Here is a 24,868-nt window from a genome sequence, read left to right as displayed (position 1 = left end):
TCGCACAGTTTCACCTTTTTAGGTGAAAATGAAAGAGAAAAATCAGCCCCTCAAACGTCACGCAAACGGGATCAAGGGGTTACCGGGATGTCCTGAGCGGCCGTCGACACCGCCGCTCCTCCAGCCTCACCCGCGGCGATCTCACGGGGTGAGATCGCGACGCGATTCACTGACGCCCCCTGCCCGCCGAGACCACCGCATGAACGCCCTGCCCGATCGCTACGCCTCCGACGACCTGGTCCTGCGCCGGGGCGGCGATGGCCTCAGCCTGGCCCAGCGGCTGACCCGACGTTATGCCGGCTGCATCACCGGCACGTTCACCGTACCGGGCCAGGGCGGCATCTTTGCGCCCTTGCCCGACGACCTGCCGCCTGCCCTCGCGCAGGCCCTGCGCGCGAGGGGCATCGCACAGCTCTACAACCATCAGGCCCAGGCCTGGGCGGCGGCGCAATCGGGCGAGCACGTGGCCATCGTCACGCCCACGGCCTCGGGCAAGTCGCTCTGCTACACGCTGCCAGTCATCACCGCCGCGATGACCGCACACGCCAAGGCGCTGTACCTCTTCCCGACCAAGGCGCTGGCGCAGGACCAGGTGGCCGAGCTGCTGGAGCTCAATCAGGCCGGTGCGCTGGGGGTGAAGGCCTTCACCTTCGATGGCGACACGCCCGGCGATGCACGTCAGGCGATCCGGCTGCATGGCGACGTGGTGGTGAGCAACCCGGACATGCTGCACCAGGCCATCCTGCCCCATCACACCAAGTGGGCGCAGTTCTTCGAGAACCTGCGCTACGTGGTGATCGACGAGGTGCACACCTACCGCGGCGTGTTCGGCTCGCATGTAGCCAACGTGATCCGCCGCCTGAAGCGTGTGTGTGCGTTCTATGGGGTGACGCCGCAATTCATCCTGTGCTCGGCCACCATCGGCAATCCCAAGGAACACGCCGAAGCACTGATCGAGGATGCCGTGACCGCGATCACCGAGAGCGGCGCCCCCACCGGTGACAAGCACGTCCTCCTGTGGAATCCCCCGGTGGTCAATCCGGACCTGGGCCTGCGGGCGTCGGCACGCTCGCAGACAAACCGCATCGCGCGACTGGCGATCAAGTCGGGCCTGAAGACCTTGGTGTTCGCGCAGTCACGCACCATGGTCGAGGTGCTGACCAAGTACCTGAAGGACGTGTTCGACAGCGATCCGCGCAAGCCCGCACGGATCCGTGCCTACCGCGGGGGCTACCTGCCCCGAGAGCGGCGTGCGGCGGAACGCGAGATGCGCGCCGGCACCGTCGACGGCATCGTCAGCACCTCGGCGCTGGAGCTGGGCGTGGACATCGGCAGCCTCGATGCGGTGGTGCTCAACGGCTACCCCGGCTCCGTCGCCGCCACCTGGCAGCGCTTCGGCCGTGCCGGCCGGCGGCAGCAATCGGCCCTCGGCGTGCTGGTGGCCAGTTCCGATCCGCTGGACCAGTACCTGGTGCGGCATCCGGAATTCTTCCAGGGTGCGCCGCCGGAGCATGCGCGCATCCAGCCCAACCAGCCATTGATCCTGCTGGACCACATCCGTTGTGCGGCCTTCGAATTGCCCTTTGTCGGCGACGAGCTGTTCGGTACCGAGCTGGCCACGCCGTGGCTCGAGGTGCTGGGTGAGGAAGGCGTGCTCCATCGCGAAGGCGATCGCTGGGAGTGGATCGCCGACAGCTACCCGGCCATCGCGGTCTCGCTGCGCGCGGTCGCCGACGGCAACTTCGTGGTGGTGGACCGCACGAACGGGCGGCAGACGATCATCGCCGAGGTCGACTACACCGCCGCCGCGGTCACGCTGTACGAGGGTGCGATCCACATGATCCAGTCCGTGCCCTACCAGGTGGAGCGGCTGGACTGGGAGGGCCGCAAGGCCTACGTCACGCGTACCCACGTGGACTACTACACCGACGCGATCGACTACACCAAGCTCAAGGTGCTCGATGCCTTCGACGATGCCCCGGCCGGATGCGGCCAGGCCCACCATGGGGAGGTGCACGTGGTGCGGCGCGTGCCGGGCTACAAGAAGATCCGCTTCTACTCGCACGAAAACATCGGCTACGGCCCGGTGAACCTGCCCGACCAGGAGCTGCACACCACGGCGGTGTGGTGGCAGCTGCCACAGGCCGTGCTGGACTCCGCGTTCGAACAACGCCAGCAGGCGCTCGACGGCTTCCTGGGTGCGGCCTATGCGCTGCACATCGTCGCGACCGTGGCCGTGATGGCCGAGGCGCGTGATCTCCAGAAGGCCGTGGGCAGTGGCGATGGCGCGTGGTTTGTCAGCACGGACGCAAGCGGCCGTGGTCAGCTCTGCGGTACCGATGGACAGCCGGCAACGCTGGCCGCGGATGCGCCCTTCACCCCGACCGTCTACCTCTACGATGCCTTCCCCGGCGGCATCGGCCAGAGCGAGCCGCTGTTCCACCGGCGCGAGGACCTGGTGGCGCAGTCCATCACCTTGATCGAGCGCTGCGAATGCACCGCCGGCTGCCCGGGCTGCGTGGGTCCGGTACTGGCGGCGGATGAGACGGCAGACACGACACCGAAAGCACTGGCCTTGCGCGTACTGGCGCTATGGGTGGCCCTGTGAGCGATCTGGCGGCACGCTTGCGCCAACTGCGTACGCAGTCGGGCCAGGCATCCCGGCCGACCCCGGCCAGGCCGACGCTCGCGCCCGACGTGCTCGAGGTGATTCGTCGACGTGCGCGCATGCAGGGTGCGGTCCCGCAGAAGAACACGGCATGCGACCGGTTCGTGCCAGGGGTCGAGATCGAACCCGGGTTGTTCCTTACCGAAGCGCTCATGGACTGGGGACGCCCCGCCCCACTGATCGATACCGCCTTCGCCCGCTGGACCGAACCGGTGCCCCATCGCCGGCTGCTGCACATCGATACCGAGACGACCGGCCTCGCCGGCGGTACCGGCACGCGCGCATGGATGATCGGCGCCGCAGACTGGCTGGCTGACGGGCGCTTTCGTATCCGGCAACTTACGATCACGGCGATCGGTGCCGAAGCGGCCATGCTGCGCACCTTCGCCACATGGCTTGCGCCGGACACCGTACTCGTCAGCTACAACGGCAAGTGCTACGACGCCCCACTGCTGGCCACCCGCTACCGGCTGGCCCGGCTTGAAAACCCGCTCGTCGGGCTCGGGCACCTCGACCTGCTGCACCCCGTACGCCGGCACTGGAAGGGTGTGTGGGCAAACTGCCGCCTGGCAACCGCCGAGCGCGAGTTGCTGGGAGTGGTGCGTGAGGACGATCTACCCGGCGCCGAAGCCCCGGCGGCCTGGCTGAGCTATCTGCGCGGCGGCTCGGCCGTGAACCTCAGGCGCGTCCTGGCGCACAACCAGCAGGACCTGAAGAGCCTCGCGGGTGTGTTGCTTCACATGGCGCAACTGCCACCCATCTGTAAGGCGGTATGATCGCTAGCGATCAGATGGTGATCGGCAGAAATCGACCCAAAGCTGCCGTTCCAGGGCCGGCCCCTCTGTCCGGCTTTTCGTTAGGTTGTTAGCCGGACGCGGCAAGGATAAGCTGGCGCAAGAACAACGAGTTGCGCAGGAATCCCGTTGCGCCACCGGGGACGTATAACCGGACGAACATGTCCGTATATTCAATAGTTAGCGGCCTCTTAGCCATGCCACAAGAATGGTATTCCGTGAAAGGACTGTTCCGCTGGTACTTCAAGCAGTCCGGCGAGACGGCAAACATCGAAGAGCGCGTTGTCCTTTTCTACGCCAAGAGCTTTGATCATGCGTTTGAGCTGGCTGAGGCGGAGGCTCGGGGTTATTGTGCCGATGACCCGTCTGCAAATTTCTGCATCGAGCCGATAGGCCACTGGAATGCCTGCTGGTTAGGTCATGAACCTAAAAACGGCTCAGAAGTGTTCTCTCGTCTCTGCAAGACAACGTTGGATTCAGCAGCATTTGTACGGCGGTACTACCCAAAGTCTCATGAACAGGCCGCTAACAATTCATCCAAGCGGATACGCTGACGCGTGCCGCTTAACTCAAGCGTTAGCGTCCAAGACTAGCAATGACATTTGACCGAGCTACGGATCCAAAACTGATCAATGCGCAACTGGCGGTAAGGCGTGGGGTTCGTCTAATAAACTGGCCCGTACGTTCCATCATGTTCGGCGGCCTTATTGGCGGCGTCGCCGCTTTCAAGCTATTGCCTGTGGTTAGCTTCTTTCTAATCATCTTTGCGATACCCGCGGCTTGGGTGTGGTGGTCGTACTATGTGCCGCAGTGGCGTCATTGGGCTCTCCAGCGCGGCGCGGACCCGGAGCAGTTGCAGTATCTGGCGGAGCGCGCAAATTTGGTCTGGCCAAAAGGGTCAATCTTCGAGCGCACGGAGTTCCGGCGCCGTGGCCGCTAACTATTCCGTAAGAGACTTCCGATCAACCCCGGGCGCATGACGCTTTTGCCCCAGGCATTCGGGCCACTGCCGGTCATCGTGTTGCCCCCCAATTACTTGTCATGCATGTCGATGCGATGCGGTTTCAACGGACGCCAGACTGCATTTCCGTAAACGGTCTTGTGGGGCCGATGCTGCCAGCCCGGACCAGGGTATAAACCGCACCCGGCGACCTCATTCATTCATCGGACTGACCGGCGTACGGGGATCGGCCGCAACGCGGGATGGACGTCCAAATAGTTAGTCAGGTTCTCGCCGGGTCGGTCTGACCCGTTGTCTACCGCGTCGCACGGACGATGAAGCGAATCTCTCTCAAGCGGCTTGCGCCGTGTTCGTCGGTTGATGCCTCGGGTGCTGCAGGCAGGCGTGCGAGTCGTAGTCGACGTCGTGCGCCAACATCGCCCACACCTGCCGCGCGTGCTTATTGGCGATGGCCACCAGCACCTTGCCGAACGGCATGCGCCGATCCAGCGTGCGTATCCATAGCTGCTCCTGTCGACTCCCCGTAAATCAGTGCCAAGCTAAATTAGAGGTTGCCGGGTCGTTCTGAAGTCGGAATTCGACGGGCGTGAGCCCGTCGAGGCTGTCGTGGGGAATCTCGTTGTTGTAGTCGGCCAGCCACCGTTCCGCGTGCTCACGTACTTCGGTGAGCGTGCGGAAGATGTACATGTCGAGCACGCCACGGCGGAAGCTGCCGTTGAAACGCTCGATGAAGCCGTTTTGCATGGGCCTGCCGGGCTCGATGAAGTCCAGAGTGATGCCTTTGCGCTCGGCCCATTCGGCCAGCGCCAGTGCGATGAATTCCGGCCCGTTGTCCAGGCGAAGCTTGGCCGGATAGCCGCGCCAGGCCGCAATCCGCTCCAGCGTGCGGATGACACGCGTGGCGGGCAGGTTGAGGTCGACCTCGATGGCCAGTGCTTCGCGACTGAAGTCGTCAATCACGTTGAACGTCCGGAAGCGCTGCCCATCCCACAGGGCGTCGGACATGAAGTCGATCGACCAACTAGCGTTGATCTGCTCGCCAGCCGCCAAGGGCATCGGATGCCGGTTCGGTACACGCTTCTTGCCGCGTCGGCGGCGATTGAGTTGCATCCGGCAATACACGCGCCACACCCTCTTGTGGTTTCGCACCAGGCCGCAGCGTCGAATCAGCTGAAACAGCTTGCCGAAGCCACGCTCTGGAAACCGTTCCGCCAGTTCAGCGAGCAGCGCAATCACTTCCTCGTCCCGATCCGGTCGGCGGCGGTAACGCGCCGTTGATCGCGACAAGCCCATCGCCGAACAAGCCCGGCGCTCGCTCCAGCCGTAGTGATTCATCAACCACGTCAGCAGCGGGCGCTTGTGCGCCGGGTCTACAACTTTTTTGCAATCAGATCCTTCAGCGCGTGGTTCTCCATCGCCAGCTCGGCATACATCCGCTTGAGCTTGGCGTGCTCCGCCTCGACGTCGCGCAGCCGCTGTATGTCGGACGCTTCCATCCCGCCATACTTGGACTTCCACACGTAGTACGTGGCGTCCGATATGCCCAACTCGCGGCACACATCTTTGACCTGCCGACCGCCTTCGACCTGCTTCAGCGTCGCGACGATCTGACTTTCGGTGAACTTGCTCTTGCGCATCTTCGGTCTCCTTGGGGCTAGTTTGCCCGGAGACCTCCAGTTATGCCTGGATCAAGATTACGGGGAGTCGACAGTAGTAGGAGGCCTCGCTGAAGCCGTGCTTGCGGCACAGCTCCTTGATCGGCAGGCCGGCATCCGCCTCGCGCAGGAAGCCGATGATCTGTTCTTCGGAAAAGCGCTTCTTCACGTCCAATCTCCTTCGGTTGGGGGATTGGACTCCAAACGGCCGTGCTACTCAAAACCGGGGGGACGTCGCCACCTCCCTAGATCCGGGCTCCGTACCGTTCCGCCACTCAGGGCGGGGAACGCCACTGGCCGCCACGACTGCATCGATGAAACCCTGGAACATCCAACAAGAACCTTTTAACTAGGCGGTTTCTATGATCAAGTGCACCACCCCACGACAAGGTGATGCATGGGTCAGCACTATGGACATCTGAGCGCCGAAGAACGGGGCGCGATCATGGTCGGCAAGGCTCGGGGGGAGAGTGCCCGGCAGCTCGCCCTGATGCTGGGTCGCTCACCCAGCACGATTTCGCGGGAGCTGGCTCGCAATGGTCACCAGGAACCGTCCGTCCTGCCTCGGATGGGTCGGCCAAGGTTGAGCTACGACGCCAGTCGAGCCGGCCAACGCGCCCGGCGCCTGGCACGTAAGCCGCGGCGCGAGCGCAAATTGCGGCGGGACGGTCAGCTGTGGTGCCTCGTGCGCCGCTTGCTGGGCAAGGGCTGGTCACCTCAACAGGTGAGTCGCACACTGCGGCGTCATCACCCGGATGAGCGAGCCAAGCACGTGTCGCACGAGACGATCTACACCGCGATCTATGCCGCGCCACGCGGCGAACTGCGGCGGGGCCTGGTCGCACTTCTGCGGCAGCACAAATGTGCGCGTCGGCCGCGTGGTCAGGGTGCGAACCGGCGCGGCCGGATGCACGACTTGCCGAGCATTCATGATCGTCCACTCGAAGCCAATGAACGGCTGTTGCCCGGCCACTGGGAAGGCGACTTCATCAAAGGCGCCCGTAACCGATCCTCGGTGGGCGTACTGGTGGATCGTCGGACACGTTTCCTGAAGCTGGTGAAGATGGAGGGGTGTTCGGCGGAGGATGCGCTGAAAGGCTTCAGCCGCGCATTCCGGCCGCTGCCACCGGAACTGCGCCAGACGCTGACTTACGATCAGGGCAAGGAAATGGCGCTCTACCGGACGCTATCGGAGCGCACTGGATTAGCGATCTACTTCGCCGACCCACGTAGCCCTTGGCAACGCGGCATCTGCGAGAACACCAATGGCCTGCTGCGCCAATACCTGCCTAAAGGTACGGACTTGTCGGTCTACAGCCAGAAGCAGCTCGACGCGATCGCCCGACGCATGAACCTCCGGCCACGTGCCACTCTCGATTACCACTGCCCTGCAGAAATGTTCATCCGTGCCATGGGCAGAGATGATCTGGCCGATGCCATCGATGGTGCACTTCTAGATTGACACCGCCCTACTTTAACCTTGGCAGTCGCATAACAAGCCTGAACATATCCGATAGCGCCCGGTGTCTCAGCTACAAACTCAACCACAGCCTTCTGAGATCCGAGCACATACGGTGGGCTGGAACCTTGGTAGTACATACGGTTCCAATACTCCACCAATCGGCGTCTATCGAGATGGGTGATCACATCCAGAAGCGCACGCCTAAGTGGACTTGCCGGGGGCAAGTTGACTGGGATATAAGCAACGCCATTTCGGGCCACTAAGATCTTTTTGAGATAGATGTCATGTAACGTAATTGCACTCATCAAATGGGCGGACATGCCCTTCGAAGCAATGACTACAACATGGACGGGTTCCGAGTAGGCCGCAGAGCTCGATGCAAGCATGCCAGTAAAAAATAGGACAAAAAAGTGGCATTTAAGTGGGTCGACGGCCATTCATCGCCTACCCAGCGTAGACAAAAGACAAATGACGCCCCTCCCTATATTCAACGACACAGCACCAAAACCGAAAAAAGGAAAGACGAGGCCGTTTCTTGACTCATTCGACTTCTCTCACAAAGCTCAGCTTGTGACGACGATAAACGGACATTCAAAACTTGCGGGCAATCCCCACGAATACAGAACTACCGTAGCTTCGATCAACGAGCGGACTATCTTTGATCTTGCTTGGCAGCACCTGAACTTTTGCATTAAACATAAGCACCCACTTTGCGCCGACAGGCCTTGCTATGCTGACACTAGCCGCCGGAATAAGGGCACCTCCTGGCTGGTAGCCTGGCACGCCGCGAATTATCTCGTCACGGTGTATGCCGTAATAGTAGTTAGCCACATCGCTTGAGAGAAATGTCGCGCTGACAGAAGGCTCTATATGAAGGCGCCCCCACTGCATTGGGTAGCCATACTGCAGTGAAAATTCCGGACCCTTGCTGTTACCCGAAACGTCCGACTTTGCTTCCAAATGAAATTGCCCAACCGCACCTCGGATGGTTGCCGCAAGGCCCACATCGATGCTTCGGTAACGGTTATCGAGGTCGTCACGATTGATACCACGACGCGCAAGTACGTCTCGACTGAACTCATTCGCATTGATGTTGTTGAAACCTGGCGCAATGATCGCATCGATTGTGAAGTTCCGTTGCGCGCTCTTCCATAGATGCACACCACCCTCAACCTCCCGGAAAAAGAAGCGCTTACCTTCGTAGTCGACCAGAGGGATCGGAGTGATCTGGCTCCCACTACCAGCATAGGCATGGTCGGAAGATATGACACCTACACCCAATTGCCATTGAGGCGATGACCCACGCATTGCTTCAGCACCTTCCGTCGATGACTGTGCGTGCACCCGAGCGCAGAGTGGCAGCGCCGTCATCAATACGTACAAACCGATCTTCTTCATCAGTGATATTCCAGGAGGAAAGAAAGAGAGTCGTAATGCATATCAGGTCCGTCACGTTTCGCGACGACCGCTACGAATTGCTATCAACATATCCAGTAGTGGAGCGGTCACCCCCTCATCGACAAGTTCACGCGCAGTTCTGCCGCCAAGCTCGTTAATCGGGTCGCCGGTAAACCAGCACATGACACGTTCGGCATCGGGCTCGATCGTTCGTGCCACGGACAAGACCACTGAGCGATCCCATTCAGCACGCTCACCTGGAGTGGATGAAGACGACTGGCGATACATAGGAACATCGGCATCCCTACCGTAGGTAAGTTGCGTTGACCAATACCGAAAGCGCTCGAATATGTGCAGCATGGTGGGATTTCAGGATCACCGGAGTGGCTATATCCTGCTCGCAAAACGTGTCTCCAGTTTGTCTGCGCCTGCATCAATCAGAAACAATGTTTCTACGTTGAAATATTGGTAGACATCATTCCGTTGACGTATAAAGCAAAGACTCCAACCACCTGCACTATCCAAGTGAAATGCCGTGAACCAGATTCTTGTCGTGGACGATGACGAAGACCTCCTTGCCCTTCTCAAGAAATTTCTTGAGCGCCACCACTACGTCGTAGACACCGTCACATCTGGCGCACAGATGGACGTCCGTATGAGAACCACAGCCTTCGATGTGGTGATCCTCGATATCATGCTTCCAGGTGAAGACGGGCTCAGTCTCTGCAGACGCTTGCGCACAACATCCCGTGTTCCGGTCATCTTGCTGACGGCCATGACTGATATCACTGACCGTATCGTCGGACTCGAACTTGGTGCCGACGATTACCTCGCCAAACCATTTGACGCTCGTGAGCTGCTCGCTCGCATCCGTGCGCTGTTAAGACGCTCAACCGTCTATGGTGAGCTTCTGACCGGACACAACGCTGTCCTGCAGTTCGGCACATGGCAATTGAACGTGGCCAAGCGTGAGCTTCGATCGGAAGACGCAACGCAGGTTCCCTTGTCAAATGGAGAGTTCGAGCTACTTCTCGTATTTCTCGAGCATCCGCAGCGACTTCTGACAAGAGAACAGTTGATTGATTACGCGCACGGCTCCACGCATGAGGTGTTCGACCGAAGCATCGACGTCAAGATAAGTCGGATACGGCGGAAGATCGAAACCAATGTGAGGAGTCCAGAAGTCATTCGCACTGTGCGCAATTCAGGCTACATCTTCACCTTGCCAGTCAGGAGTATCGGATGAAGTGGCCGCGCTTGCTTGACAGGCTATCCACATGGCTCGCTCTGAACGTGGTGTCTGCGATTCTCGTCTCACTCGTGACTACCATGACCATCACGCACTTTGCAGGCGTCTGGGCAAAGCCGTCGCTCGGAAGCGCGGGCCTACTCGACCAAGCGGTCGGAATAACTAAGGCTGTAGACGCAACACCAGCTGCGGAACGAGCGTCATTGACCGAGAGGCTTTCTTCACCTGCATTCAACACACATTGGTACGCAAGGCGCGAACAACTCCCGCTACCGCTTCGAACAGCGAAAAGAAGACCCCTGAGCAGCCCCATCTGGGGTCGTGTTGCGCGTCTGCTTGGGCGTCCGCGTATAGCAATACTCGGCGCCGACCCCGACGACAAAGACACCTTGCCAGCGTCTGCTTCCAGCGACTATGCCATTGCGATCCAACTAAGCGATCAAAGCTGGGTGAGCTTCGACACCCATGACCGGAGCTGGGGAATAGGTCGCACCGATAAATTCCTTCTTACTTCGCTACTGGTCCTTTTTGTTACTGGGTCAATGACTGCCATCGCCAGCCGGCGCCTGGCGCGCCCCATGCAGCAACTGGCCAAAGCTGCCGAAGACTTCGGCTCGAGTTCGCGAGTTGCCTCGCTCCGCCTGGATGGTCCGTTGGAAATTCGCGAGGTCGCGGCAGCTTTCAATGCTATGCAGGATCGCATCCAGCAACTCCTCGACAGCCGTACAACCATGCTGGTCGCCATCTCGCACGATCTTCGGGCTCCGCTAACACGCATGCGCATGCGTGGCGAGTTCATCGAAGATGCCGAGCAACAGCAAAAGCTCTTTCGCGATGTTGACGACATGCGGGCAATGATCGAGTCCAGCCTCACCTTTTTCCGTCTCGATGGCCAGCAGGAAGCGTTGGTGTCACTTGATCTTGGCGAGTTGCTGCATACCGTCGTCGACGACTTCCGGGACTTGGGTGCATCGGTGCAATGGAATCTTCCTACGACTCGCGTGGTCTATCACGGGCGGCCCATCGCACTGAAGCGTGCGGTGACGAACCTTATCGACAACGCTGTGAAATACGGGAATTCTGCTAGCGTAAAGTTAGAGCAGGATCGCGAATCCGTCGTGATCATGATCGACGATCAGGGGCCAGGCATACCACCGGCTCTGATTCCCAAATTATTCGAACCGTTCTTCCGTGGCGAACCCTCTCGTAATCGAGCGACGGGCGGCTTCGGCCTTGGCCTCGCATCGGCCTTGCAGATTATTCGTAGTCATCACGGCGAACTGACAATCGAAAACCTTCGTCCGCATGGATTACGTGCACGTATAACGCTCAAGCATCGTTCATGACTCGTGCGTTCAACGTGCATCAGAACGCATCCGCCGGCGCCAGGGACGGTGAGGCTGGAATCACGCGTCATGAAGACGCTAGAGCGCTACCGCGCTTTATAGAGGCGCCCACATCGTCCAAAAGGTGTTGTCCCGCCGGCCTCCATCCAAGCGATTCCTGCGTGATTCGGCTCGATACCGGATTGTCGGTGCCGATAAATGGGGCAAGCCATCCGAAATGTCGCGTACCTTCCGTCACTGAAAGCGATTTGGCTGGAACGTCCAATGCGCTACCGATTGTCAAGGCAATGCTGCGCAACGTTATGGGCTCCTCGCCAACGGCGTGGTAGTGGGCCCCGGCATCCCCGCGCTCCAGCGCATGGACAAACAGCGCCGCTGCATCCTCTCGGTGTACGGCACACCAGCGATGATCTCCGCTACCCAAATAGGCGGAAGCGTTCTTCTTGCGCGCCAGCGCAATCAATTGCGTAACCAGCCCCTGTTTCGTCGCGTCATGGACGGAGGGCGGTAACCGTATGGTGGCGGCACGCACGCCTCGCTCCGCCAGTTCGTGGATTGCCCGCTCCGACCGCGACCGGGCACCGCCGACCGAGCGGACATCCGCCGCATCGGTCTCCTTCGCCCATCGCCCTGCCATTAGCGCCATGGTCGGAAATGCAGCAATCAGTGGCGCTCCCTTGTCCAACACACGTCCCATCGTTTGGATTGCTCGCTGGTCGGCATCCACGGCACAGGTGCTGAATCGTTCAACAATACCCGACGGCACACCACCGAGCAGTACGCGCAAGCGCGTGCCGAATTCCATGTGGGAGAGCTTGTGGAAGAAGGCGGTATGAATCACACCATCGGCTTTTGTTGCCTCGCGCCGCAGTACATCAAGGTCATCAATGGTTCCTCGCGCCACAGCGGCACCCGCCGACACCAGACACTTCGCGGCGTCGGCAGACCGCGCAAGACCCGTCACTTCATGGCCCGACAAAACCAACGAGCGAACGACGGCCGTTCCGATGAAGCCCGATGCACCCGTCACGAAAATTCGCATGACTGTTCTCCTGTGTGGGTGGACTCAGGATAGGCACTGGAAGCGGTACGAAATACACCTTAGAGTGCACAATACGTATTCAAGCGTACACGTTGGCGGGTATGGACCCTCTGTCAGATCTTTTGTCGGTGCTAAAGCTGCGCAGCTATGTGTCAGGCGGCTTCGATGCCGGCGGCGAGTTTGCGGTGCGCTTCGGCCAGCACGAAGGGATCAAATTCCATGCCGTCGTTACGGGTGCCTGCTGGATCACACTGGAGGACGCACCACAGCCGGTACGCATTCAAGCGGGTGAAACATTCCTTCTTCCGCATGGCAAGGCATTCCGGATAGCAAGCGATCCCGCCATCAGTCCAGTGGACATCCAGCAGATCCTGCCCCCGGTGCAAAATGGGCGCATCATCACGTACAACGGTGGCGGTGATTTTCTGAGCGTGGGTGGATATTTCACGCTGTCGGGCGGCCAGGCCGACCTGCTGATCGAGACACTGCCGCCAATCCTGCATATACGCAAAAGTGTGGACAACGAAATGCTGCGCTGGTGTGTCCAGCGCATGCGGCAGGAACTGTCGGAAGGCCAGCCCGGCGATTTCGTCATCGCCGAACAGCTGGCGACCATGATTCTTGTCCAGGCTTTGCGTGTTCATCTAACCGACAAACGGCATCAGGGGACAGGATGGTTGTTCGCTCTTGCCGACCCCAGGTTGAGGGCCGCGATCGGCGCGATGCACCGCATGCCCGGCCACCGGTGGACGGTCGAGTCGCTGGCTGCCGAAGCCGCCATGTCGCGAACGGCCTTCGCAATGCGCTTTCGGCAGGCCGCCGGAGTGACCCCCATGGCTTACCTGACACGCTGGCGCATGTTGCGCGCCGCCGAAATGCTGACAACGTCACGCCAGTCGCTGGCGGGGATCAGTGCTGCCCTGGGTTACGAATCCGAAAAATCCTTCAGCGCCACGTTCAAGCGCGTGATGCACTGCTCACCACGGCGATACGGCAAAGCTGCGCTTGCCGGTACGTCAGTCATCAACACGCCGTCGTCGTAACAGGCGTACTGCTTGCATAATGCACGCGGAACGATCGCCTTTGTGCCCTGCTCCGTAATGCAACCGTAGTCGGTATCTTCCGGCCGCTTCTTGGGGCGACGTTGACATCAATCACGGGCAACCGATCGGTCATAGGCGATCCGTGAATCGGTCAGCTCTTGAGAGTGCAACGCAACCCATTGCGACAGCCCCCTCACCGGCTTGAGGAAGTCTTTGCCGAGCGGCGTCAGCGCGTACTCCACCTGGGGTGGTCTTACCGGTGTGACAGTTCGCGATACGAGTCCATTCCTCTCCAGTTCCCGAAGGGTCTGGGTGAGCATTTTCTGGCTGATTTCGCCCACTTCTCGACGAAGTGCATTGAATCGAAGCGGTCCTCGCCCCAGGGTCCGCACCACCAGCAAGGTCCACTTGTCGCAGATTCGAGCGAGCATCCGGCTGATGTGCTCGCAGACAGCGGGATCATGTGGGTTCTGTAGTTTCGAATTGGTGCCTTCTTGTGGCGTCATGAGGGCGCTCCTAGGATGGTTTCAATCAGAAACCAACATACAGGATGAAACTTTCAACATGAAACCACGTATTGCACTCATCATCGGCTCCACCCGCCCCAGCCGATTTGCGGACGTACCTGCCCAATGGATGCTAAAGCAGGCCGAGGAGCGCGATGACATGGAGGTCGACATGGTCGATCTGCGTGACCATCCCCTGCCGTTTTTCGCTGAGGTCGCCTCAAGCATGCGTGCCCCCAGCCAGTCTGCTGAAGCCCGTCGATGGCAGCAGACGCTCCGTCAATACGACGGCTTCATCTTTGTGATCGCGGAGTACAACCATTCGATCACCGCGGTACTGAAAAACGCGCTGGATCAGGCCTACAGCGAATGGAACCGCAAGCCTTTCACCGCAATCGGCTATGGTGGTTTAGGCGCCAGTCGAGCACTTGAGCACCTGCGTTGCATTGCAATCGAATTGCACATGGTGTCAACACGCAGCGCCGTCCACATTGGCGGTCATGATTTCCAGGCGATACATCCGGCGTTCGGCAACAAACCCGTTGAGGAGATTGAGAAGACACTGCTTCCGTCGGCCACCGCGGCGCTCGACGAGCTTGCCTGGTGGGCACGCGCAACAATGGTCGCGCGCGCCCAATCCCTTTGAGAGCGGCGACCAGAATCGGTCAAAACGCCATCTTTGCCCACAAATAGTACGCGGCAATGTCGAAACGGCGTTCGATGTGAGGTGTATCTCTCGAGAGCGTCTAGGCTGCACGGGACGATTCACCCGGGGCTTCACCGACACTACGAGGACGCCCTGACCGCTGCCCCACCAACCCGCCTTTATTAGGTAGCGATTACATCCTAATATACACGCATGCCCAGATCACCCACGCCCACCTCAGTCGCCCGCGGGCCAGGACGCCCTCGGGAATTTGTGCTCGAGGTTGTTCTGGACAAGGCGATTGTTGTCTTTAGCGAGTTTGGCTATCCAGCCACGTCGCTAGGCAAGTTGACCGAAGCCACCGGGCTTACCGAAGGCAGTATCTATAAGGCGTTCAAAGACAAACACGCGCTTTTCCTCGCGGCACTTGAGCGATACGTCGAACTGCGCGCTGCTCGTCTGGAGCAGGCGCTGTCACGTGCTCCAACGGGTTTCGAGCAAGTGAGAGCGGTCCTGGAGCTCTATGTGGAGTACAGCTCTGGCGCTGCAGGTCGACGTGGTTGTCTAGTGGTCGGTAGTGCCGTGGATCTGGCGAGCTCCGATACGGAAGTCGCGAAGCGCGTCGACCTGATCTTCAAGATGCACGAAAAGCGCCTTGTCCATTGTGTGCGGCAAGGACAGGACGATGGTTCCATCCGCGCCGACGTGGATGCGGAATCTGTCGGACGGCTGCTGGTGTGTGTCTTACATGGCATGCGTGTGCTGGGTAAGACCGGTCGCTCGCGCGAGGACATGACGCGACCGATCGAACAAGCGCTGAAGCTCATCAAGTGAGATTTTTTTACCTAAATAGGTAACGATCACTACCCATATAGGAAGCAAGGTTTCGATGGCACAACACGAATCCTTGCCGCCGGCTCTCTCACCTCGCAGCGCCCCAATGACTGCGATCGAACCTGAATGAAGAAGGTCCTTTTATGGAACACATGACGATTCAAACTCCTGAAAACGATACAGCGCCGATTCTCGCGCAGGGAGCTTTCTGGTCGATATTTCACCACGGTACGACCACGATAAATGGCGTCCGCCTGCATTACGTCGAAGGAGGTGAAGGTGCGCCGATTCTGCTGCTGCCTGGCTGGCCTCAGAGTTGGTACGCATGGCGGTATGTGATGCCACAGCTCGTCGAGGCAGGGTACCGTGTCATTTCACTGGATCCACGGGGCTTGGGAGATTCGGACCGACCAACATCGGGATATGACATACAGACCGTGGCTTCGGAAGTTCATGGAATCGTCGAAGCACTCGGCCTTCTGGCCGAGGGTCCCATTGATGTCGTGGGGCACGACATCGGGGCATGGATCGGCTACGCCTATGCGGCCGGATGGCCTGCAGAAGTGAAGCGGCTGGCCGTTTTTGATTCGGCACTGCCCGGTGTCTCGCCACTAATGGCGAACGGCATTCCTTCGGAAGAGGCAAACATGAAGACCTGGCATTTTGCCTTCAACCGGTTGCCGGATCTTCCGGAAATTCTGCTCAAAGGACGAGAGCGTGAGTTCCTAACCTGGCTGTTCCATGCCAAGTCGGTTCACAGTTGGACGATGGGTGCCGCTGATCTGGACGAATATGTTCGTATCAACTCTGCACCGGGCGCGTTGCGCGCCGCGCTGTCCTATTATCGCCACCAATTCAGCCAACAAGGATTGGCCGAGAGCCGAAAACGCGCTGAACGCAAGCTTGCGATACCGGTACTGGCCTATGGCGCACAGCAAGGTGTTGGCCCCCTGTTGATCGAGACGATGAAGCTGGTCGCCGACGATGTGCGGGGCGGCGTATTGAATGCTTGTGGGCACTACATGCCGGAAGAAGCGCCACGTACGGTCGCCCGGCTCATTATCGAATTCATGACACTGCACCAGCACCAAAGGTGATCACTTCCTCGAGAACCCTACCCGGCCTGGCTGCTTTTTCCGGCGCGACGCCCTACGAAGTGACATCAAAGGGGCGAAGCCAGGTCTGTTTCACCCTCGACAACGCGCCCTAACAGGCTATTGAGAAACCTCCACGCATCGCCGCGGTCATAGACGCTCTCAATCACTGACCACCTGATCCGATACGCAGCCCCGACGTCCAGCAGCTTGGCATGTTTTCGTATGTATCGGTCGAGGGTCGCGTACCGCCCGATCATCCGATCCGCAAACTGCGGGTGCTGGTGGACGCGGTCCTGGGCGAGCTCGATACGTTGCTGGCGGCACGCTATGCCGCGGGCGGCCACCCGTCGAGACCACCCGAGCGCATCCTGCGTGGCTCGCTGCTGCAGGTGGTCTACAGCGTGCGCAGCGAGCGGCTGCTGATGGAGCAGCTCAACTACAACCTGCTGTTCCGCTGGTTCGTCGGCCTGAACATCGACGATCCGGTGTGGGACCACTCGACGTTCTCCTTCAACCGCCAACGGCTGTTCGACGAGGCGATCGCCCAGCACTTCTGCGAGCACACCGTGCTGCTGGCGCGGCTGCGTGATCTGGTCAGCGACGAGCACTTCTCGGTGGACGGCACGTTGCTGGAGGCATGGGCCTCGCACAAGAGCTTCCGGCCCAAGGACGGCCCCGGCGACGGTGATGGCGACAACTTCCGTGGCCAGTCGCGCAGCAACGAGACGCACGCGTCCACCACCGACGTGAGCGATGACGGGAGACGTGCGTCCGCAGGGCGGAAAATCGTGTCCTGTAGCTACCGCAAAGCCGATGATCCATAGACCATGGCTATGAAGCCTGACGCAGGATGGTGCTTCTCAGCAGCCTGCTAAGCCCATCCGCTCTGCGCAGCTTCCCTAAGCGCCCGACCACACCGCTTAACCGTGTCACTAATTCCAAGAATGCCGCGTAACCATGTCACTTTCTCGACAGGCAACATCGTCCGCGTCTCACATAAAACTCGTAACACATTGAATATATTGAATTGCTTATGAAGTGACACGGTTAAATGGGTAACGACACACACGCCGCACTACCCAGCCTGCACACGTTTAGCTGGCCACGGCGTCGGATCCGCAATGCGGCAGTGACCGGATCGCGGCATGGAGCGCATCGAATACAACCCTGACTCGGGCTGGCACCGGTGTGCGCTGGGGCCGATAGACGTACAGCCCCCAGGCAGGAGGCGTTTCATTCTGCAGGACCCGCACGAGCTTGCCGCTGGCAATGTGGGGGGCGGCCATGTAATCCGCCAGCTGGCCAAAGGCGATCCCGGCCAGCACGGCCCGCATTTCCATGTCGGCATCGTCGGTGATGAAGGCCGGGGAAGCCGGTGTCCACTGACGGCCGGCCCTGAAATACCAAGGCCAGGGCCGGCCGGTGTTCGAATCCAGCGTGGCGGTTACCGGCAATTGCTCCAGTGCACTGACGTCCACCGGAACACCCAGCCGCCTGATCAGGTGTGGCGTGGCGACGATCGGCAGACGCATGTCGGCCGCCTTGCGCGCCACAAAGCGGCTGTCTCGCATGAAACCCACCCGGACACCGACGTCGATCCCCTCGTCGACGGCATTGCTGATCCGGTCGGACAAGCGCACATCAAGCGCGATCTCGGGGTGCAGCGCGGCGACATGTTCCAGTGCAGGCAGAACCGCCCGCGTGCCCAGGCTGTACGGGGCCGTGATTCGCACGGTGCCCGACACGGTGGCGCGTTGATCCGTCCCGGGTATGCGCCACAGATCCTCGAACTGCTCCAGCGCGACGCGTGCCTGAAGCAGCAGACGCTCGCCAAAGGGCGTGATGCGCACCTGCCGGGTACTGCGATGGAACAGCAGCTCGCCATAGTGCTTCTCCAGCGTCTGGACAGCGCGCGTGATGCCTTGCGGCGAGGTGCCAAGTCGGACAGCTGCTTCGCGAAAACTGCGGCTTTCGGCCGCTCCACGAAAGATCCGAAGCAGTTCGAGTTCATTGGTCATGACAACAGCGGCGCAATCGTCGAGATCCCATAATATTCCCATGGATGGAATTATGAAATCTAGATAATTCCATATACGAGAGCACCATCGCTGCACATACTGGTGCCCTCAGCCCCAACGAACCCGGACAACATGACGCCCCTGCCCCTCATCTCTGCCTATTACAACGCGTTCAACCGCGGTGACCGCGATGCCATGCTGGCATTGCTCGCGGACGATGTGGCACACGACCTCAACCAGGGCTCGCGCGAGATCGGGCGTGATGCGTTCCGCGTGTTCCTGCAACGCATGGATCGCTGCTACAGCGAACAGCTGAGCAACATCGTCATCATGGCCACCTCCGACGGCATGCATGCAGGCGCCGAATATGTCGTGCATGGTGAATACAAGGCGACCGACGAAGGGCTTCCGGAAGCCAAGGGACAACGCTACGTCCTGCCTGGCGGAGCATTCTTCGACATCCGCGACGGCAAGATCGCGCGCGTCACCAACTACTACAATCTTGGCGACTGGATAGCACAGGTCGCCGGGAACAGCTGACATGACGCTACGCGTATTGACCTGCCGTGGTACCGAAGTCGCCGACTGGTGCGATGCCGTGGCGGGACTGCGCATCGAGGTCTTTCGCCAGTTCCCGTATCTGTACGATGGCGACGCCGGATACGAGAAGCGCTATCTCACCACCTATGCCCAGTCGGCCAACAGCCTGCTGGTGGTGGCGCTTGCCGGCGATCACGTCGTGGGAGCGTCCACTGGCCTGCCGCTCAGCGAGGCCGCGTCCGCTTTTCGCGAACCTTTTTCCGACCAAGGTATCGCACTGGATGACGTGTTCTATTGCGGCGAATCACTGGTCATTCCCGCCTTCCGCGGCCAGGGGCTGGGGCACCGCTTTTTCGACGAGCGAGAGAGGCATGCCCGCACACTCGGCAAAAAGTGGAGCGCCTTCGTGTCGGTCGATCGTGCCGAGGATGATCCTCGTCGCCCGCCGGACTATCGCAGCAACGAGCCGTTCTGGCAGCGGCGTGGATATGCGCCACAGCATCACATGAAGGTTCGTCTTCCATGGAAACAAGTCGGTGAAGCCAGGGAAACGGAGCAGACATTGACGATGTGGCTGCATGCGCTGGAGGTGGACTCATGAAGGTTGCGGTCGCCAAGTACAGCGTGGGCATGCCTGCCGACATCGAGGCGTTCGCCATGCGACAGCGGGAGATACTGGAAGAGGCATCGCGTGCCGGTGCCGAGCTGGCGGTGCTGCCCGAATACCTTTCGCTGGAACTGGCCGCCACCCTGCCCCGTGCGATCAGCGCCGACCTGCATGCTTCATTGGCCGCGCTGCAAGTCCATCAGGCAACATGGCAGGCGCTGTATGCCGGCTTGTCGCGCGAACTGGGCATGACCATTCAGGCCGGCACCTTCCTGACTCAGGTTGCGCCGGAGCGCTACCGCAACCGGGCCTGGTGGTTCGCTCCGGACGGCCAGCGTGGCTATCAGGACAAACTTCAGCTGACCGCGTTCGAAAAGCAGTCCGGTGTCATCGAGGCGGGTGACGAGCTCAGAGTCTTCGACCTCAACGGCGTGCCTACCGGCATCGCCGTCTGTTACGACAGCGAATTCCCCCTGCCCGTACGCGCGCAGCGTGAAGCCGGTGCGCGTCTGCTGCTGGTTCCCAGTTGCACCGACACCGCAGCCGGCGCCACCCGGGTCCGCGTGGGCTGCATGGCGCGCGCACTGGAAAACTGGATGTTCGTTGCCACGGCAGTGACCAGCGGCACGGCTGACTGGAGCCCTGCGCTGGACATCAATACCGGTGAGGCTGCTATCTATGTGCCGATGGATCACGGTTTTCCGGCGGACGGAATCCTGGCCATGACGCGGGGAGAGCAGACCTGGGCGATCGCCGATCTGGACATCGGCTTGCTGGAACGCCAGCGGGAACGTGCCCAGGTCGCCGTGGACCATGACTGGCACAACTAGAAGACCGAGACGGACTGACCCGAAACCACGCCGTCGCGCCGCGCCGACTTGCATGCGGCATGGAAAATTCAACTCAGCAAAGGAAACCACACCATGAAATCACGGGCAGCCGTAGCCTTCGCTCCTGGAAAGCCGTTGGAGATCGTCGAGATCGATGTCGCGCCGCCCAAGGCTGGCGAGGTGCTGATCAAAATCACCCATACGGGCGTGTGCCATACCGATGCCTTCACCCTGAGTGGCGATGACCCGGAAGGACTGTTCCCGGTCGTGCTGGGCCATGAAGGTGCCGGCGTCGTGGTCGAGGTTGGCGAGGGCGTGACCAGCGTCCAGCCTGGCGATCACGTGATCCCGCTGTACACCGCCGAATGCGGGGAATGCCTGTTCTGCAAGAGCGGCAAGACCAATCTGTGCGTCGCTGTACGCGCCACCCAGGGCAAGGGAGTCATGCCTGACGGGACCACGCGCTTCAGCTACAACGGCGAACCCCTCTATCACTACATGGGCTGCTCGACCTTCAGCGAATACACCGTCGTGGCCGAAGTCTCGCTGGCAAAAATCAATCCGGATTCGAATCCGGAGCATGTCTGCCTGCTCGGTTGCGGTGTCACCACCGGCATCGGTGCGGTTCACAACACGGCGAAGGTACAGCCCGGTGACTCGGTGGCGGTCTTCGGCCTCGGCGGCATCGGTCTTGCCGTGATTCAGGGCGCACGCCAGGCCAAGGCAGGACGCATCATCGCCATCGATACCAACCCGGCCAAGTTCGAGCTGGCCCGGACGTTCGGTGCCACCGAATGCATCAACCCCAATGACCACGACAAGCCCATCCACGAGGTTCTCGTCGAGATGACCGGCTGGGGGCTGGATCACACCTTCGAATGCATCGGCAACGTCAATGTCATGCGTTCGGCGCTGGAGGCCGCACACCGCGGCTGGGGCCAGTCGATCATCATCGGCGTGGCCGGGGCCGGCAAGGAAATCTCGACCCGTCCTTTCCAGCTGGTGACCGGCCGTGTCTGGAAGGGCTCGGCCTTCGGTGGCGTCAAGGGACGATCCCAGTTGCCCGGCATGGTCGAGGACGCCATGAACGGACAGATCGATCTCGCACCGTTTGTCACCCACACCATGGACCTCGAAGACATCAATGATGCCTTTGACCTCATGCATGCAGGCAAATCGATCCGCTCGGTCATCCATTATTGACGAGCGCCGTCACTGGCCTCGGCGGGCGATGTCACTGGTGACTGGCCCGGTAGGCGTCACAGTTCGCTAGCATGCGAGCTTCTCGAACGGTTACTGGAGAGTCGTCGTGTCCATGCACAGGATGCCCGCGGTGTTTGTCGGTCATGGCAACCCCATGAACGCGATCGAGGACAATCGCTATCACGCCAGTTGGCAGCGACTCGGGGCTGCCTTGCCACGTCCACGGGCGATCGTTTGTGTATCGGCGCACTGGGAAACACGCGGCGTCTACCTCACCGGTGCGTCACGGCCCGAAACCATTCATGACTTCTACGGGTTTCCCGCCGAGCTTTTCGCGGTGCAGTACCCGGCCCCCGGCGATCCGGTGCTGGCCCGTGACGTGGCCGGGCTGCTGGGTGATATCGAGCCGCGCGTTCACCTGGATGCCGGTCACGGCTTTGATCACGGCATGTGGAGCGTGCTGCGCGGAATGTATCCCGCAGCGGACATTCCCACCATTCAACTGAGCCTCGACGCCACACGCTCCGGTGGCCGGCACTACGAGCTGGCACAACGGTTGGCACCGCTGCGCGACGAAGGCGTGCTGATCGTCGGCAGCGGCAATATCGTGCACAACCTCGGGTTGTTCCGCTTTCACGATCGCACGGTTCCCGCATGGGCCAGCGCGTTCCAGCGTCAGGTGAACGAGCTGATCGAGCAGCACGACCATGCGGCACTGTGCCGGTACGAATCGCTGGGCGAGTACGCGGCACTGGCCATTCCATCGGCCGAACACTACCTGCCGCTGCTTTACGTGCTGGCGGCCCAGGCCGACGACGACGCGTTGTCGTTTTTCAACGACGAAGTGGCGTCGTCGCTTTCGATGACATCCCTCATCGTGGGGCAGGACGTACAGCTCTGAGACGTGCCGGGACTCTGCTTGAGATGGCAATCCCCAGCTCCCCGCAGGCGATTCAGCAAAGAAAGTCGCCCACCACGGCATTGAAGTCTGCAGGGGACTCCAGATTGCACAAGTGCCGCCCGTGAACCTGGACGAAGCGGCCATGCCGGGTTTCCTGCGCGATCCACTGCAGGTGAGCCAGGGCGCACCCTCACGGCCATCCAGGCGATAGTTGAGGCGATGGGTAAACAAGTCGATGAATGGCATGGGGCCAGAAGAAGCGGGCTACCGAGGCGCTTCACACGCCCAATGGCAGGTGGCTTACACGCGATCAGCTACGGGCCCGGGGTGGTTTGTGGCGTCATAACCACGTAGATTTGGCACGCCAAACGGCCATCGCTCCACAAGGAACGGTGTACTGCACGAGACCCGAGATCATGGCGACGAAATCCACGGCCAAGAAGGCCGCAACTACCAAAGCTGCGCCGAAGGCAGCCCCCACCATCAAACCGATCAAGGACACGCTGACCAAGTCTGCCTTGATTGCGCATCTGGCCGAACACGCCAGTGTCGACGCCAAGCACGTCAAGGCCGTGCTCGCCGCCCTCGAACACACGGTGCTCGGTGCGGTCCACAAGAAGGGAGCTGGCAATTTCACGCTGCCAGGCCTGTTCAAGATCAACGCTGTGAAGGTACCGGCCAAGCCCAAGCGCAAGGGCAAGAACCCGTTCACTGGCGAAGAACAGGTATTCGCGGCCAAGCCGGCCACTGTGAAGGTCAAGGTGCGTCCGCTCAAGAAGCTCAAAGACGCCGCGCTCTGATCTCCGCTTACGCCCCTGCAGCAACAACTGCAGGGGATGCGGAGCATGCGCGACCTCACTGCTCTAAAAGGGCGTGTCGGACGGCGTTATACACCTACCCCGGTGTACGCCGAAGCAGTGGATCGAACGCTCAGCCAGAGAAGCAGGCAGGGGCCGCCACGTCGTCGAGCAGCCCCCACTTGCACGCTCACATCAGTCGATCGTGTGCCGGTGTCATGTGCAATGCCCGCGACGGCGGTGGGAACGCAGCTTGGTGTACTCCACGGCGGTGAGGGCAATGATCAGCAGGTCGAACAGCGTCAGTGCGAGATAGCCCGGCGATAGACCCGTCACGGCCATGTGATAAAGCTGGTAGACCGCAAACAGTGCAGTCAACACGATCAGCCCCGGATAGGCCCACAGCCGGCCGCGCACGATCTCCACCAGCACCACCAGCTTTGTCAGGCCGTGCGAAAGCAGGTAGACAGAGGCAAACAGTACGGCGTGCTGCCTGAGATGGATCGCCCAGTGCAGGATGTGCACGGCGATGAAATCGTGCGGGTCCTCACGCAGCTCGGGTGCGACCAGCGCGGCGACCCTGCCCTGCAGCCATCGCGGATCGATCAGCAGCAGCCACAGGCCACCCGCCACTTCGCCCAGGGCATCGATGCCCTTGAGTGCGAGCGCGATGGCAAATGCCTTGTCGGTCGTCGTCTGTATGGATAGATGCCGCATGCGCCTTTCGTCGATCCTGAAACTAGAGAGCCCGGCCTGGGCCGGGCTCTTGCCTAATCCAGGCGGTCAAACTCAGTCGCCATCGTCGTCGTCGTAACGTGGCCCGTACGGCGCACCATACACGACGGTCCGCGTGACCACCGGCGCATTTTCGTAGATCACCCTGACCGGTCGACGATAGATCACTCTCGGCGGCGCTTCGTAGTAGCGGGGAGCCGGCGCAACCGCACCGTCGATGAGGCCCGCCACCGCACCGGCCACCATCACACCAGCCATCCACCGGCCACCGCCCCTGTCATCGCCGCGACGCCAGCCATCGTCATCGCGATGCCAGTCGCCGCGATCGCGATGCCAGTCACCCTGGCGCCACTCATGCTGATAGCGGTCACCGTGACCCCAATGATCATGGGCTGATGCGCCCAGCGGCACGGCGCACAAAGTCGCAACCGCCAACCCGATCAACATCTGCCTGGCAACGACGCGCTTGACCATGACCCACCTCCGTTAGCTCTGTCTCGATACACGGCTTGCTTACACCATGCGAGCGGAGAACC

The 24,868-nt window shown here is 60.6% G+C and carries 25 protein-coding genes and 3 pseudogenes; 18 read left to right on the top strand and 10 right to left on the bottom strand.

Going from position 1 to position 24,868, the window contains the following annotated elements; genetic code table 11:
* Positions 1-199: 199 nt before the first annotated feature.
* The 4 genes from RA164_RS07770 (at position 200) to RA164_RS07755 (ending at position 4,402) form a co-directional block, all read left to right on the top strand.
* Positions 200-2,608 carry a DEAD/DEAH box helicase gene (locus tag RA164_RS07770; RefSeq protein WP_329743372.1) on the top strand — a complete coding sequence of 803 codons (2,409 nt, stop codon included), beginning with the start codon at positions 200-202 and terminating at the stop codon, positions 2,606-2,608.
* Complete coding sequence (locus RA164_RS07765) at positions 2,605-3,444, top strand: ribonuclease H-like domain-containing protein (protein ID WP_329743371.1); 840 nt, start codon at positions 2,605-2,607, stop codon at positions 3,442-3,444. Before RA164_RS07770 ends, RA164_RS07765 begins: the two co-directional genes overlap by 4 nt.
* A 236-nt stretch (positions 3,445-3,680) precedes the next feature.
* On the top strand, positions 3,681-4,016 hold the full coding sequence (locus RA164_RS07760) for a hypothetical protein (protein WP_329743370.1): 336 nt from the start codon (positions 3,681-3,683) through the stop codon (positions 4,014-4,016).
* A 137-nt stretch (positions 4,017-4,153) separates the two neighbouring features.
* A complete protein-coding gene (locus RA164_RS07755; protein ID WP_329743369.1) occupies positions 4,154-4,402 on the top strand; it encodes a hypothetical protein in 249 nt (82 codons plus the stop codon).
* A 351-nt stretch (positions 4,403-4,753) separates the two neighbouring features.
* Here the strand turns inward: RA164_RS07755 and RA164_RS07750 are convergent.
* The 3 genes and pseudogenes from RA164_RS07750 to RA164_RS07740 form a co-directional block, all read right to left on the bottom strand.
* A pseudogene (locus RA164_RS07750) lies at positions 4,754-4,933 on the bottom strand (hypothetical protein); the annotation flags it as partial.
* Positions 4,934-4,951: 18 nt separating this feature from the next.
* A protein-coding gene (locus RA164_RS07745) for an IS3 family transposase (protein WP_329743335.1) occupies positions 4,952-6,060 on the bottom strand; the annotation gives its coding sequence in 2 pieces (ribosomal slippage) (positions 4,952-5,799 and positions 5,799-6,060; 1,110 coding nt in all).
* Between the two features lie 52 nt (positions 6,061-6,112).
* A pseudogene (locus RA164_RS07740) lies at positions 6,113-6,247 on the bottom strand (transposase); the annotation flags it as partial.
* Between the two features lie 228 nt (positions 6,248-6,475).
* Here RA164_RS07740 and RA164_RS07735 point away from each other — a divergent pair.
* Complete coding sequence (locus RA164_RS07735; protein WP_329742306.1) at positions 6,476-7,540, top strand: IS30 family transposase; 1,065 nt, start codon at positions 6,476-6,478, stop codon at positions 7,538-7,540.
* Between the two features lie 591 nt (positions 7,541-8,131).
* Here RA164_RS07735 and RA164_RS07730 read toward each other — a convergent pair.
* Positions 8,132-8,938: a MipA/OmpV family protein gene (locus tag RA164_RS07730; RefSeq protein WP_329743368.1), complete on the bottom strand. Its 807-nt coding sequence runs from the start codon at positions 8,936-8,938 to the stop codon at positions 8,132-8,134.
* Between the two features lie 51 nt (positions 8,939-8,989).
* On the bottom strand, positions 8,990-9,298 hold the full coding sequence (locus RA164_RS07725; RefSeq protein WP_329743367.1) for a hypothetical protein: 309 nt from the start codon (positions 9,296-9,298) through the stop codon (positions 8,990-8,992).
* Between the two features lie 175 nt (positions 9,299-9,473).
* Between RA164_RS07725 and RA164_RS07720 the strand changes: the two genes are divergently transcribed.
* A complete protein-coding gene (locus RA164_RS07720) occupies positions 9,474-10,184 on the top strand; it encodes a response regulator (protein WP_329743366.1) in 711 nt (236 codons plus the stop codon).
* Complete coding sequence (locus RA164_RS07715) at positions 10,181-11,533, top strand: ATP-binding protein (RefSeq protein WP_329743365.1); 1,353 nt, start codon at positions 10,181-10,183, stop codon at positions 11,531-11,533. Before RA164_RS07720 ends, RA164_RS07715 begins: the two co-directional genes overlap by 4 nt.
* Before the next feature lie 67 nt (positions 11,534-11,600).
* Here the strand turns inward: RA164_RS07715 and RA164_RS07710 are convergent, their stop codons facing one another.
* Complete coding sequence (locus RA164_RS07710) at positions 11,601-12,575, bottom strand: SDR family oxidoreductase (RefSeq protein ID WP_329743364.1); 975 nt, start codon at positions 12,573-12,575, stop codon at positions 11,601-11,603.
* A 101-nt stretch (positions 12,576-12,676) separates the two neighbouring features.
* Between RA164_RS07710 and RA164_RS07705 the strand changes: the two genes are divergently transcribed.
* Entirely contained in the window at positions 12,677-13,618 is a 942-nt protein-coding gene (locus RA164_RS07705) for an AraC family transcriptional regulator (protein WP_329743363.1), read from the top strand.
* A 107-nt stretch (positions 13,619-13,725) separates the two neighbouring features.
* On the opposite strand, the gene RA164_RS07700 is transcribed toward RA164_RS07705, so the two are convergent.
* On the bottom strand, positions 13,726-14,124 hold the full coding sequence (locus tag RA164_RS07700; protein ID WP_329743362.1) for a winged helix-turn-helix transcriptional regulator: 399 nt from the start codon (positions 14,122-14,124) through the stop codon (positions 13,726-13,728).
* Positions 14,125-14,182: 58 nt separating this feature from the next.
* Here RA164_RS07700 and RA164_RS07695 point away from each other — a divergent pair, with 58 nt between their 5' ends.
* The 4 genes and pseudogenes from RA164_RS07695 to RA164_RS07680 all read left to right on the top strand — a co-directional run.
* Entirely contained in the window at positions 14,183-14,770 is a 588-nt protein-coding gene (locus RA164_RS07695; RefSeq protein WP_329743361.1) for an NADPH-dependent FMN reductase, read from the top strand.
* A gap of 273 nt (positions 14,771-15,043) precedes the next feature.
* Positions 15,044-15,604 carry a TetR/AcrR family transcriptional regulator gene (locus tag RA164_RS07690; protein ID WP_329743360.1) on the top strand — a complete coding sequence of 187 codons (561 nt, stop codon included), beginning with the start codon at positions 15,044-15,046 and terminating at the stop codon, positions 15,602-15,604.
* Positions 15,605-15,747: 143 nt separating this feature from the next.
* Positions 15,748-16,701 (top strand): alpha/beta fold hydrolase, encoded by a 954-nt coding sequence (locus tag RA164_RS07685; RefSeq protein WP_329743359.1) that lies wholly within the window; start codon positions 15,748-15,750, stop codon positions 16,699-16,701.
* 182 nt (positions 16,702-16,883) lie between these two features.
* Positions 16,884-17,447, top strand: a pseudogene (locus RA164_RS07680) (transposase); the annotation flags it as partial.
* Between the two features lie 348 nt (positions 17,448-17,795).
* On the opposite strand, the gene RA164_RS07675 reads toward RA164_RS07680, so the two are convergent.
* Complete coding sequence (locus tag RA164_RS07675; RefSeq protein ID WP_329743358.1) at positions 17,796-18,719, bottom strand: LysR family transcriptional regulator; 924 nt, start codon at positions 18,717-18,719, stop codon at positions 17,796-17,798.
* A gap of 132 nt (positions 18,720-18,851) precedes the next feature.
* Here RA164_RS07675 and RA164_RS07670 point away from each other — a divergent pair, with 132 nt between their 5' ends.
* The 6 genes from RA164_RS07670 to RA164_RS07645 all read left to right on the top strand — a co-directional run bounded on the left by RA164_RS07670 (position 18,852) and on the right by RA164_RS07645 (position 23,600).
* Positions 18,852-19,259, top strand: coding sequence for a ketosteroid isomerase-related protein (locus tag RA164_RS07670; protein ID WP_329743357.1), 408 nt, complete (start codon positions 18,852-18,854; stop codon positions 19,257-19,259).
* A 1-nt stretch (position 19,260) separates the two neighbouring features.
* The gene (locus RA164_RS07665; protein ID WP_329743356.1) at positions 19,261-19,860 is read left to right on the top strand and encodes a GNAT family N-acetyltransferase; all 600 of its coding nucleotides are present in this window, start codon (positions 19,261-19,263) and stop codon (positions 19,858-19,860) included.
* Positions 19,857-20,696, top strand: a complete 840-nt coding sequence (locus RA164_RS07660) for a carbon-nitrogen hydrolase family protein (protein ID WP_329743355.1) — start codon at positions 19,857-19,859, stop codon at positions 20,694-20,696. The genes RA164_RS07665 and RA164_RS07660 overlap by 4 nt, the downstream gene beginning before the upstream one ends.
* A gap of 93 nt (positions 20,697-20,789) precedes the next feature.
* The gene (locus RA164_RS07655; protein WP_329743509.1) at positions 20,790-21,899 is read left to right on the top strand and encodes an S-(hydroxymethyl)glutathione dehydrogenase/class III alcohol dehydrogenase; all 1,110 of its coding nucleotides are present in this window, start codon (positions 20,790-20,792) and stop codon (positions 21,897-21,899) included.
* A 112-nt stretch (positions 21,900-22,011) separates the two neighbouring features.
* Positions 22,012-22,800, top strand: coding sequence for a 4,5-DOPA-extradiol-dioxygenase (gene ygiD / locus RA164_RS07650; protein ID WP_329743508.1), 789 nt, complete (start codon positions 22,012-22,014; stop codon positions 22,798-22,800).
* 416 nt (positions 22,801-23,216) lie between these two features.
* A complete protein-coding gene (locus RA164_RS07645) occupies positions 23,217-23,600 on the top strand; it encodes an HU family DNA-binding protein (RefSeq protein ID WP_329743354.1) in 384 nt (127 codons plus the stop codon).
* Between the two features lie 213 nt (positions 23,601-23,813).
* On the opposite strand, the gene RA164_RS07640 is transcribed toward RA164_RS07645, so the two are convergent.
* Together RA164_RS07640 and RA164_RS07635 are read right to left on the bottom strand one after the other, a co-directional pair.
* The gene (locus tag RA164_RS07640; protein WP_329743353.1) at positions 23,814-24,314 is read right to left on the bottom strand and encodes a DUF2127 domain-containing protein; all 501 of its coding nucleotides are present in this window, start codon (positions 24,312-24,314) and stop codon (positions 23,814-23,816) included.
* 72 nt (positions 24,315-24,386) lie between these two features.
* Positions 24,387-24,806, bottom strand: a complete 420-nt coding sequence (locus tag RA164_RS07635) for a hypothetical protein (RefSeq protein WP_329743352.1) — start codon at positions 24,804-24,806, stop codon at positions 24,387-24,389.
* Between the last annotated feature and the right edge of the window lie 62 nt (positions 24,807-24,868).

Source organism: Dyella sp. A6, assembly GCF_036320485.1.
Lineage (GTDB): Bacteria > Pseudomonadota > Gammaproteobacteria > Xanthomonadales > Rhodanobacteraceae > Rhodanobacter_A > Rhodanobacter_A aluminiiresistens.
This window is presented reverse-complemented; position numbering and strand designations above follow the sequence as displayed.